The sequence below is a fragment of the Tritonibacter scottomollicae genome (genome assembly GCF_003003215.1).
Classification (GTDB): Bacteria; Pseudomonadota; Alphaproteobacteria; order Rhodobacterales; family Rhodobacteraceae; genus Epibacterium; species Epibacterium scottomollicae.
The window spans coordinates 233,882-244,831 of record NZ_PVUF01000004.1; the positions used below are offsets into that span (position 1 = coordinate 233,882).

General features: G+C 63.6%; 8 protein-coding genes. 4 read left to right on the top strand and 4 right to left on the bottom strand.

All coding sequences use genetic code 11. From position 1 onward, the window contains the following. The first annotated feature begins 8 nt into the window (after positions 1 to 8). Positions 9 to 1,319: a hypothetical protein gene (locus CLV89_RS09080; RefSeq protein WP_106163336.1), complete on the top strand. Its 1,311-nt coding sequence runs from the start codon at positions 9 to 11 to the stop codon at positions 1,317 to 1,319. Positions 1,320 to 1,544: 225 nt separating this feature from the next. Here CLV89_RS09080 and gatB read toward each other — a convergent pair whose 3' ends face one another. Beyond that, positions 1,545 to 3,053: an Asp-tRNA(Asn)/Glu-tRNA(Gln) amidotransferase subunit GatB gene (gatB, locus tag CLV89_RS09090; RefSeq protein ID WP_106163337.1), complete on the bottom strand. Its 1,509-nt coding sequence runs from the start codon at positions 3,051 to 3,053 to the stop codon at positions 1,545 to 1,547. A gap of 157 nt (positions 3,054 to 3,210) precedes the next feature. Between gatB and CLV89_RS09095 the strand changes: the two genes are divergently transcribed. After that, positions 3,211 to 5,628, top strand: a complete 2,418-nt coding sequence (locus tag CLV89_RS09095) for a Tex family protein (RefSeq protein WP_243394974.1) — start codon at positions 3,211 to 3,213, stop codon at positions 5,626 to 5,628. Positions 5,629 to 5,707: 79 nt separating this feature from the next. Here the strand turns inward: CLV89_RS09095 and CLV89_RS09100 are convergent, their stop codons facing one another. The 3 genes from CLV89_RS09100 to pepN form a co-directional block, all read right to left on the bottom strand. Then, complete coding sequence (locus CLV89_RS09100; protein ID WP_106163338.1) at positions 5,708 to 7,033, bottom strand: hypothetical protein; 1,326 nt, start codon at positions 7,031 to 7,033, stop codon at positions 5,708 to 5,710. Between the two features lie 191 nt (positions 7,034 to 7,224). Further along, positions 7,225 to 7,671, bottom strand: a complete 447-nt coding sequence (locus tag CLV89_RS09105) for a hypothetical protein (RefSeq protein ID WP_165798112.1) — start codon at positions 7,669 to 7,671, stop codon at positions 7,225 to 7,227. Beyond that, positions 7,664 to 10,228: an aminopeptidase N gene (pepN, locus tag CLV89_RS09110; RefSeq protein ID WP_106163339.1), complete on the bottom strand. Its 2,565-nt coding sequence runs from the start codon at positions 10,226 to 10,228 to the stop codon at positions 7,664 to 7,666. The genes CLV89_RS09105 and pepN overlap by 8 nt, the downstream gene beginning before the upstream one ends. A 123-nt stretch (positions 10,229 to 10,351) precedes the next feature. Here pepN and CLV89_RS09115 point away from each other — a divergent pair, with 123 nt between their 5' ends. After that, positions 10,352 to 10,570 carry a hypothetical protein gene (locus tag CLV89_RS09115; protein WP_106163340.1) on the top strand — a complete coding sequence of 73 codons (219 nt, stop codon included), beginning with the start codon at positions 10,352 to 10,354 and terminating at the stop codon, positions 10,568 to 10,570. Between the two features lie 60 nt (positions 10,571 to 10,630). Next, a complete protein-coding gene (locus CLV89_RS09120) occupies positions 10,631 to 10,831 on the top strand; it encodes a hypothetical protein (protein WP_106163341.1) in 201 nt (66 codons plus the stop codon). Positions 10,832 to 10,950: the final 119 nt, after the last annotated feature.

Sequence of the window (10,950 nt, forward strand, 5' to 3'; positions counted from 1 at the left end):
GGCAGGCAATGGTTCAGGTTGAAGAGATTACGGATCGCGAGAGTTTTGAGGTGTGGCTGGAGGCGCTGCCGGAGGATCGGCGCTATGAGGTCGCGGTCACTTTGGCGACACGCTGCGCGCTGCGGGTGTTTCCGATCTGGGCCGCGGCGATGCAGCAGCGCTGGGCGCGCACAGGTGATTTGATACCCTTACCGTCATTGCGCAGCATGTTGATATCCGGGGGGGCGGTCAAAACGCCAACCCCGGATATCAGAAACGCCGTCCGCGCCGCCGCCGCCGACGCCTACGCCTACGCCGCCGTCCGCGTCGCCGCCGCCGCCGCCGCCGCCGCCGCCGTCCGCGCCTCCGCCGCCTCCGCCGCCGCCGCCGACGCCGCCGCCTACGTCAACGCCTCCGCCGCCTACGCCGCCGACGCCGCCGACGCCGCCTACGCCTCCGCCGAAATATGGGGTCTTCTCCGTCAAGATATTCAGGTGATTGTTCGTGGGGACGACCTGCTGACGCTGCCACTTTGGCCCGAGGCGACCCCGGACAATATTGCAACCGCTTGGACCAGCGGTCGGACCTGGATGCAGGACACTCCCGGCTACAGCTTCTGGATACGCTGGTATGAGGCCATTCTAGAAGGGCGCCCGCTGACGGGTGACTGGCAGAGCCATTGGCGGTTGATGCATGACATCGCCCTGATCGCGCCAGAGGATTGGGACAAGGGGGCAGAGCATTTGGCGGGGGTGGTTGAGGAGATCGAAGATCGGAATAGACAAAAGAACCCGCCGGTTTCGACCCAGACTGCAACACTGTCCCAGATTTCTACGCGAACTGTGCAAGCCGCCCTTCGCAGTAATCGTTTGACGCTTCCACCGACACTGGATGCCATCTATGGGCACCTTGATCTTGAAATTCAACGTCTTAAGGGCATCAATCACTGGCCGGATCAGGCAACTCTGGATGAAGCGCGCGCGCTGATTGCGCGGCTTTGTGCAATGCTGGAGGCTGTGCGGCAGCTGAAAGAGGAAAGTGAGGCGCTGCCGCAGGTCCCGACGATGGAGGATGCAGAAAGGGTAAAATTCTCGCTCAGTAAGCTCCATCGCGAACTGACGTCTTGGCCCGCCGGAAAAGAGCCTGAACTTGCAGACGCCTCCTGGAGAATGGGGCTTGTTGGCTTGTCGGCAGGTGTCTTTTGCATGTTTGGTGCCCCAGCTTTGGTCGGTGCCGGGGTAGGGGCGATGTTCTTCGGTTCAAAGCACTTGGAGCAGGGGGCAAAAGCTGTGAAGTCTCTTCAGGGAATAAAGGTTGGTGCCGGTGACGGTGACGCTTGAACACGAAGGGCAGCGCCCGACCGAGGAGGGGCAAAGCCCCCGCCGTTTTGCCGGAGGCAAACCTGCGGTTTGACGCGGCGGGCGGGGGCTGCCCGGCCTGTCGTCCGGGCCGAGGGCTTGAATGGCTGTTTCATACCCACCCGAGGTCGGGCGCTGTCCAGTTGTTGCAAAACGAAAGAGGGCGACCCGATGGGCCGCCCTTTGTCATTCGATTGATCCCGAGCCTCAGCCCAGTTTCTTGGCAACCAGCTCGTTCACCGCCTTGGGGTTGGCCTTGCCACCGGTGGCTTTCATCACCTGACCGACGAACCAGCCCGCGAGTTTCGGGTTCTGTTTCGCCTTTTCCACCTGTGCGGGGTTGGCGGCGATGATCTCGTCCAGGGCGGACTCGATGGCGCCGGTATCCGTCACCTGCTTCATGCCGCGCTCTTCGACGATCTGCGCCGGGTCGCCGCCTTCGGTATAGACGATCTCGAACAGATCCTTGGCGATCTTGCCGGAGATGGCGTCCGAGGCGATGAGGTCGATCACGCCACCGAGTTGCGCCGGGGAGACCGGGCTGTCGGTGATGTCCTTGTCATCCTTCTTCAGGCGACCGAAGAGTTCGTTGATAACCCAGTTTGCAGACAGCTTGCCGCTGCGTCCCTCGGCCACGGCGTCGAAGTAATTGGCGCTCTCCAAGTCTGCGGTCAGCACCGAGGCATCGTAGTCGGTAAGGCCGAAGTCCTTGATGAAACGCGCTTTCTTTTCGTCCGGCAGCTCGGGCAGGTTGGCTTTGATACCGTCCACCCAATCCTGTTCGATCTCCAGCGGCAGCAGGTCCGGGTCGGGGAAGTAGCGGTAGTCATGCGCCTCTTCCTTGGAGCGCATCGAGCGCGTCTCGCCCTTGTCGGGATCATAAAGCCGGGTTTCCTGATCCACAGTGCCGCCACCTTCGACGATGGCGATTTGCCGGCGGGCCTCGACCTCGATCGCCTGCTGGATAAAGCGCATGGAGTTCATGTTCTTGATCTCGCAGCGGGTGCCGAGATGGGAGAAATCCTGTGTTTCTTGATATTTCTCATACTGACCGGCGCGGCAGATGGAGACGTTCACATCGGCGCGCAGGTTGCCGTTTTGCATGTTGCCGTCGCAGGTGCCCAAGTAGCGCAGGATCTGGCGCAGCTTGACGATATAGGCGGCGGCCTCTTCGGGGCCACGGATGTCAGGGCGCGAGACGATCTCCATCAGGCAGACGCCCGTGCGGTTCAGGTCCACAAAGGACATCGACGGGTCCATGTCGTGGATCGACTTGCCGGCGTCCTGCTCCATGTGGATGCGCTCAATCCGCACTGTGCGCGCGGTGCCGTCGCCCAGTTCCACCAGCACTTCGCCTTCACCCACGATAGGATGGTAGAGCTGCGAGATCTGATAGCCCTGCGGCAGATCGGGGTAGAAATAGTTCTTGCGATCAAAGGCGGACCAGAGGTTGATGTCAGCCTTGAGGCCCAACCCGGTGCGCACGGCCTGTTCGACGCAGTAGTCGTTGATGACGGGCAGCATGCCGGGCATGGCCGCATCCACAAAGGCGACGTTGGAGTTCGGCTCGGCGCCAAACTGGGTGGAGGCACCGGAAAACAGCTTCGCATTGGAGCTGACCTGGGCATGCACCTCCATGCCGATGACCAGTTCCCAGTCATGCTTGGCGCCCGCGATCACCTTGGGCTTGGGGAGTTCATATGTCAGGTCGAGCATGTGCAGCCCTTTTTTGATTGATCCATCTGTTCCCTCGCGTTCTAGGCGGGCGCGGGCAGAGGGGCAAGGGGGCAATGGTCCAAACCGTCGTCCACTGTGGCCTGCGAGGGGCCGCCGGTGGTGCAATGCCCTCTTGGCGGGCGTCGCGCGCGTCGGTATGACGGATGTCCCGGCGCGTCGTCGTGCCGCGAGAATTCTGACAGGAGGCCGTTCCTTGGACACCACGCCCGAGACCCATGTGCGCATTGCCCAGACGATTGCAGGCGAAATCAACGCCAGCGCCAAACAAGTCAGCGCCGCGGTGGCGCTGCTGGACGAAGGGGCGACCGTGCCCTTCGTTGCGCGCTACCGCAAGGAAGCCACGGGCGGGCTGGATGACACCCAGCTGCGGACGCTGAATGAACGGCTGGACTACCTGCGTGAGATGGAAAAGCGCCGCGCGGCGATCCTCGAGTCGATCCGGTCGCAGGACAAGCTGAGTGATGACCTGGCGCGCGCCATCGCCAAGGCGGAGACCAAGGCGCAGTTGGAAGACATCTATCTTCCCTACAAGCCCAAGCGCCGCACCAAGGCGATGATCGCGCGGGAAAACGGGCTGGAGCCGCTGCTGGAGGCCATTCTTGCGGATCGCAGCGCCGATCCCGAAGCGCTCGCGGCGGGCTACCTGTCAGAGGCGGTGCCGGGCAGCAAGGACGCGCTGAACGGTGCGCGCGACATCCTGACCGAGCGCTTGACGGAAAACGCCGATCTGCTGGGCCGCCTGCGTGGATATATGCAAAGCGAGGCGGTGCTGACCGCCAAGCTGGTCGAGGGACAAGAGCAGGCGGGGGCGAAATTCTCCGACTATTTCGATCATTCCGAGGCCTGGAAAAACGTGCCTTCGCACCGGGCGCTGGCGATGCTGCGGGGATCGAACGAAGGCGTGTTGACGCTGGACATCGCCCCGCCGGGCGAGGAGGGCGTGACCCGCGCCGAGGAAATGGTTGCGGCCGTCCTCGATGTGCGCGGCAGTGCACCGGGTGACAAATGGCTGCGCAAGGTGGCGGGCTGGTGCTGGCGGGTGAAGCTGTCGCTGTCGATGATGCTGGAGCTGATGGGCGATCTGCGGGGTCGTGCGCAGGACGAGGCAATCCAGGTCTTTGCCCGCAATCTCAAGGATTTGCTGTTTGCCGCCCCGGCCGGTGCGCGACCGACTCTCGGGCTGGACCCGGGCATTCGCACCGGCGTCAAGGCGGCGGTGGTTGACGCCACCGGGAAAGTGGTGGCCACCGAGACCCTGTACCCATTCCAGCCGAAGAACGATCTGCGCGGGGCGCAGGTCTCCATCCTGAAGCTGATCGCAGAACATGGCGTCGAGTTGATCGCCATCGGCAATGGCACCGCCAGCCGCGAGACCGAGCGCATGGTGGCCGAGGTCATCAAGAACCTACCCGCAAAGGTGAAGACCCCGACCAAGGTGGTGGTCTCCGAAGCGGGGGCCTCGGTCTACTCGGCCTCCGAGCTGGCGGCGCGGGAGTTCCCGGATCTGGACGTCAGCTTGCGCGGTGCAGTGTCGATCGCCCGCCGCCTGCAGGACCCGCTGGCGGAACTGGTCAAGATCGAACCCAAGAGCATCGGCGTGGGGCAATACCAGCACGATGTGGACCAGCACAAACTCTCCAAATCGCTGGAGGCAGTCATCGAGGATGTGGTGAACGCGGTGGGCGTCGACCTCAACATGGCCTCGGCGCCGCTCTTGGCGCATGTCTCGGGCCTTGGTCCCGGTTTGGCCGAAGCCATTGTGGCCCATCGCGACATCAACGGGGCCTTTGCCACCCGCAAGGAGCTGCTGAAAGTCGCCCGCCTCGGTCCCAAGGTGTTTGAGCAATGCGCCGGGTTCCTGCGTATCCAGAGCGGAAAGGAGCCGCTGGACGCCTCCGCCGTGCACCCCGAAAGCTATGACGTGGCGCGCAAGATCGTCGCCGCCTGCGGGCGTGACATCCGCCAGATCATGGGCGACGACAGCGCCCTCAAGGGCGTGCGGGCAGAAGAGTTCGTCGCCGGGGATGTCGGCCTGCCGACGGTGCGCGACATCTTTGCCGAGCTGGAAAAACCGGGCCGCGACCCGCGTCCGAGTTTCGTGACAGCAAGCTTCACCGATGGGGTGGAGCAGATCACCGACCTCAAACCCGGCATGGTGCTGGAAGGCACGGTGACCAATGTCGCGGCCTTCGGGGCCTTTGTCGACGTCGGCGTGCATCAGGACGGGTTGGTGCATGTCAGCCAGCTGGCGGATAAATTCGTCAAGGATCCGCATGAGGTGGTCAAGACCGGTCAGGTGGTGAAGGTCACCGTGGTCGAGGTGGATGTGCCCAGAAAGCGCATTGGCCTGACCATGAAGAAGGACGGCGGTGCCTCGGCACGGGATGAGCGCAACGCCCGTGGCCCGGCCAAAGGCGACAGCAAGGGCGGCCCCAGGGGGCGCGGTGCGCAGGCGCCACGGGGCAAGATGTCCGCGGCACCAAAGGGCAGCAAGCCGGGCAATGACACCGGGGCGCTGGGCGCGGCCCTGATGGACGCGTTCAAGAAGAAATGAAGCGACAGAGGGGGCCCGGCGCCCCCTCTTTTACATTCAGTCGAAGATCCCGGAGCTGAGGGGGCAAGGCCTGGGCCTCTTAGCCCGCCATCACCTCTGGTCCATCGGGGGTGAACACCACCCGGTGGCCAGCCTCGATCTCGTCCCGGAACAGATCGGCAATGGCGCGCAGGGCATCCTTGCGGCCCCGCTCGGCAAATTGCCGGACAGAACGCACCTGGGCATCATTGTCGAACCCCGCCGCCGCATGAGCCCAGATCATCGGATGCAGTTCGCGCAGGTGATTGCGGATCAGCCAATGGGCGGCCTCGGCGATCTCGGCGCGCACCTGTGCGGCTGCTGGCGGGGTGTCCTGTCCGGGTTTCAGCGCAATGCTGCAATAGGCCGACAGCAGGTTGATGCGCTCCTGACTGGGAGCGCGGGCCACGATATCGGCCACCCCGTCCAGAAAGAACGCCACATCCACCCCGAGACAGGCCGCATCGGAGCGGGCCAGCGCGTCGAAATAGACCCACGTGTAACCGGCGGCACCCCAGTGGTCCTGCACCTGCGCCGCGACACGGCGGGCCTCCAGCTCCAGCGCCGAAAGGCCGCTTGGGCCCTGTTCGGCCAGATGGGTGCCCAAGGCGCGCAGGTGGCGCGGATTGAGCGGATCAAGCCGGATCAGACCGATATAATCATCAGCGATCTGGCGCAGGTCGGAGCCGGTGTCGCCACAATAGAGCGCGCAGCGCGCGGCGGCCACGAAGGGGCGCGCGGCATCAGGTACTTGCGACAGGAGCGCGCTGGCGCGGCTCTGATGAGCCTCGGCGCGGCTGGTCAGCGAGGCCCGTGCCCTGTGGTGCGGCTTGCGGGCGAGGGTGCGGCGGCAGGCCCAGGCAATATCCAGATGCGTCAGCGCCACCATCGTCGACAACAGCGGCGCGCGGGCCTGCTCCAGGCGCACCCGTTCCAGTGACATGATACCATCCAGCGTGACCCGCTCTGTCAGGGCCAGACCTTCGTTCAGTGCGTGCTCAACAGCATTCACCACATCGGCGCGGGCGCCATAGGCGATGAGGTCGGCCATGGGCGCCCCGCCCGGGGTCGCCTCGCGCGCGGCATCGGCGGCGGCGATGCGCTGTTCCAGCGCCTCCCAGCGCTCCTGTCGGGCGAAGAACCGGCCTTCGGCAATGGCGGCATCGGCGGCCTCGTCCTCGGCATTGGTGGCAAGCACCGGGATCGACAGCACGTCCTCCAGGCTGAGGGGGGCGGCACGATCCGGCGCAGCATCGCCCTTGCGGGACAGCGGCATGGAGCGCGGCAGGGATAGCCCGCCGGACGACCGCAGCGGTGGTACGTGGCTGGAGATCAGGCGCAGCGCCTTCTTCAAGCCGTCTTTTGCCGGAAGAGCAGAGAGTGGCATCAGGTGGTCCCGGAGTTGTTCAGCAGTCTTTGGTCTGTCTCCGAGTGTCGGCAAGGTTTGGGGCGCAAACATGGCAATGAAGGGGTGTTCGGCGGATGAATTTCGACAGGTCGCCGAGGAATGGCGGCAAAAGCGCGGCATTCTGCCGAATGCGAGCGAGAACTGCGCGAAATTCGGCTGATTGATGCAGCTCAGAGAACAGTAAAATGCTGTCTTTTAACGACGATAGACCGTTTGGCCAACGCTTCTTCCAGCGCCTGCGGCTTTGGCGTGACTTCGGCCGGAATGCGGTGATGGGTGCCGATCTTGGTATGCACGGTGGCCCGGATGGAGAAATCCCAGCGAGTGACCAGCATCACATGGTCGATCTCGTGCAGCGCAATGTCGGCGGTGCTGCGCGCAGCTTGCCAGCGCAGGTGGTCATCCGTCAGTTCCAGCCAGGCGGCGGGGTTGCGCCACAGCTCCCACAGGGCGGGCAGCACCGGCAGGGCCAGCAGTACCACGATCCAGCCGCGCGCCTGAAATACCGCCCAGAGTGCGATGAGCGCACAGAGCCAGGCGGCCAGCACGAGCAGGGCGGCGACAGAGCGCGCGTTCCGTGTGAAACGGAACGCGCCGGGGGCGCCGGGATCAGGCATCGAGGATGCGGCTCACCATCTCATTGGTGTCGCGGCTGAGGCCCGAAGTCGATTTGATGCGCTCCAGCTCGGCCAGCATCAAGGCCTGCCGGGCGTCGTCATAGCGCTTCCAGGTCTGGAAGGCGGTACACATGCGCGCGGTGGTCTGCGGGTTCAGCGCGTCCAGCGCGATCAACTGATCGGCCAGCAGGCGATAGCCGCTGCCATCCGCCTGATGGAAGCCTGCGTGGTTCATCGACAGCGCCCCCATCACCGCGCGGAACCGGTTGGGGTTCTTGATGGTAAACAGCCGGTGCTTGGTCAGTTCCGCCGCCACGGTGGGCGCGCGTTCAGGACGGGCCGTGGCGACCTGCAGGGCAAACCACTTGTCCATCACCAGCCGGTCGTCTTGCCATTGTTCGAAGAAGGCGCGGCTTTGGCTCTCGCCCTTTTCGGCCTTCAACAGGCAGGCCAGCGCGGTGTTCTGCACCGTCATGTTGTCGGCCTCTTCGTATTGCCGCGCCGCCGCTTCGCCGCCGTCGATGCGGGTCATGAGGCCGAGCAGGCGACCGTTGAGGGCGCGCGAACCGGCGCCGATGGCATCGGGCTGATAGGGGCCGTCGACCAGCGTGGCGGCAAACAGGCGCGGCAAGCTGTCGGAGAGGCTCTGCGCCAGGGTTTGGGAGAAGGTCTCTGCCGCGTCGTGGATCGCATCCGGGTCCGGGGTGACGCCCTGATCCGCCAGCGCCTGGGCAATCTCGCTCTCGCTGGGCGGGGATAGCACGAGGGCGCGGAAGGCCGGATCAAGCGTGTCGTCGCGGACCAGCGTTTTCAGCGCCTCCAGATAGGCCGCATCCGGGCTGGCGCCGTCCTTTACCATGGCGATGCGCGAGGCCTTGGCCAGTTCGCGCCCCGCTTCCCAGCGGGTGAAGGGGTCGGTGTCATGGGCCAGCAGGAAGGCACGTTCCTGCGCCGAGGTTTCGCGGTCAAGGATCACCGGCGCGGAGAAATCGCGCAGGATCGACGGCACCGGCTGGGCGTCGAGACCCTCAAAGGAGAAACTCTGCTCCGCCTGCGTCATCTCCAGCACCGTGGTCGGGACCAGCTCCGCGCCCTCGGCGCTCAGCAGGCCAACGGCGATGGGGATCACCTTGGGATCCTTGTGGTCCTGACCCGGCGTCGGCGGGGTGCTCTGGCGGAAGGTCAGCGTATAGGTGCCATCGGCGAATGTCTCCGAGACCTTGAGGCGCGGGGTGCCGGCCTGACTGTACCAGTTTTTGAACTGCTGCAGATCGCGGCCGGTGCTGTCCTCGAAGACCTTGATCCAGTCCTCGATGGTGCAGGCCTGACCGTCGTGACGGTCGAAATAGAGATCCACCGCGGTGTAGTAGGCCGCATCGCCAACCAGTCGTTTCAGCATGCCGATCACCTCGGCGCCCTTCTCGTAGACGGTGGCGGTGTAGAAGTTGTTGATCTCCTGAAAGGACTCGGGCCGCACCGGGTGGGCGAGGGGGCCGTTGTCCTCGGGGAACTGACGGGCGCGCAGGTCGATGGCATCCTCGATCCGCTTCACCGGGGCGGAGCGCATGTCGGCGGTGAACTGCGCGTCGCGATAGACCGTCAGACCCTCTTTGAGGCAGAGCTGGAACCAGTCGCGGCAGGTGATCCGGTTGCCGGTCCAGTTGTGAAAATACTCATGGGCGATAATCGCCTCAATTCTCTCAAAATTGGAATCAGTTGAGGTCTCAGGGCTGGCGAGGACGCAGGAAGAGTTGAAAATGTTCAAGCCCTTGTTCTCCATCGCTCCCATGTTGAAGTCATCCACGGCGACGATATTGAACACGTCGAGGTCGTATTCGCGGCCATAGACTTCCTCGTCCCAGGTCATCGACTTCTTTAGCGCGTCCATGCCAAAGGCGCATTTGTGCTCATCGCCCGGACGCACCCAGATGTTGAGCATAACCTCCTTGCCCGATCGGGTGGTGAAGCGGTCGGGGTGGTTGACCAGATCGCCCGCCACCAGTGCAAAGAGGTAGGCCGGTTTGGGCCAGGGATCGTGCCATTCGGCAAAACCGCCACCAGCATCCACCGGGTTGCCGTTCGACAGCATCACCTTTTCGTCGCCCTCGATGCGCACGCTGAAGGTGGACATCACGTCGGGGCGGTCGGGGTAGTAGGTGATCTTGCGAAAGCCCTCGGCCTCGCATTGGGTGCAATACATGCCGTTGGACATATATAGCCCTTCGAGCGCGGTATTGGCCTGTGGGTTGATCTCCACCTCGGCTTCCCAGACGAAGGGCTGGTCCGGCACATCGCAGGTGAGGCCGCTGGCAGTGAGCTCGGGCGTGACCTCGGCGCCGTCGATGCGGGCGGAGATCAGCGACAGCTGCTCGCCATGCAGAAAAAATGTTCGATCCGCGGCATCTGATTTCGGGGTGAAATGGATCTTTGACAGCACCCGCGTGGTGTCCGGAGCGAGGCGAAAGATCAGCTCGACACGATCCACCTCAAAACCGAATGGCGTGTAATCTTTCAGGTAAAAGGTCTCGGGCTGCGTGGCTGGAGCGGCATCGTTCATAAAAGCATCCTTCGAGAAATTTTGGAACCTGCGCGGCGGACGCGCGTTTGTCTACCAAGACCTATGCAAGAGAGGGCAGGCGGGCAAGCGCCCTTCGTGCTCTCGCTATGAAAGGAGAAGCTCATGGCTGAAGCTGATACACCAATGACCACCCAGCGTGAGGTCCGTGAACGCAAGCGCGGGCTATATTGGCTGATCGCGGCACTTGTTCTGCTCGTGCTCTGCTTTGCCGTCTTTGGCCTGGCATATGACTTCGCTGAGGAAGGTGCCGCGACGCTGGGCGATGATAGCAGCGCTGTCGTTTCCGGAGAGGCCGAAGCCGTCGGTGTCGACGGGGAATAGTTCCCGGCCGAGAGGCGCTCCCGCCAAGAAATACCCTAAACGCACAGACCCGGAGGTCACATGTCCGCACCTGACACCAACATCGAAAAAGAAGAGAAGCGCCACAAACCCAGCCTGATTGCCATTCGCGTCTCCATCGTCGTTGTATTGGTGATGCTTGGGGTTTTCCTGCTGTCCGTCGCCAACAACGCGTCTGATGAGGAGGTGGCCACCGATGAGGTTCCCTCGCTGACGGATGAGCAGGTCGGTGTGAGCGACTAAGATTTGTTGAGCGCGAATATGTAGAACTCGCGGTTCAGGTGCAGCCCGTCATCGTAAAGGGCAGGGTGGTCGTGTGCGGTCGTTGAAAGATGCAGCGACCCTCGTCGGTGTATCGCGCT

Bases quoted from the DNA above. Each gene is read 5' to 3' on its own strand.
- pepN (WP_106163339.1), bottom strand. From the start codon at position 10,228: ATGAACGATGCCGCTCCAGCCACGCAGCCCGAGACCTTTTACCTGAAA.
- CLV89_RS09095 (WP_243394974.1), top strand. From the start codon at position 3,211: ATGACGGATGTCCCGGCGCGTCGTCGTGCCGCGAGAATTCTGACAGGA.
- CLV89_RS09105 (WP_165798112.1), bottom strand. From the start codon at position 7,671: ATGCCTGATCCCGGCGCCCCCGGCGCGTTCCGTTTCACACGGAACGCG.
- gatB (WP_106163337.1), bottom strand. From the start codon at position 3,053: ATGCTCGACCTGACATATGAACTCCCCAAGCCCAAGGTGATCGCGGGC.
- CLV89_RS09120 (WP_106163341.1), top strand. From the start codon at position 10,631: ATGTCCGCACCTGACACCAACATCGAAAAAGAAGAGAAGCGCCACAAA.
- CLV89_RS09080 (WP_106163336.1), top strand. From the start codon at position 9: ATGGTTCAGGTTGAAGAGATTACGGATCGCGAGAGTTTTGAGGTGTGG.
- CLV89_RS09100 (WP_106163338.1), bottom strand. From the start codon at position 7,033: ATGCCACTCTCTGCTCTTCCGGCAAAAGACGGCTTGAAGAAGGCGCTG.
- CLV89_RS09115 (WP_106163340.1), top strand. From the start codon at position 10,352: ATGGCTGAAGCTGATACACCAATGACCACCCAGCGTGAGGTCCGTGAA.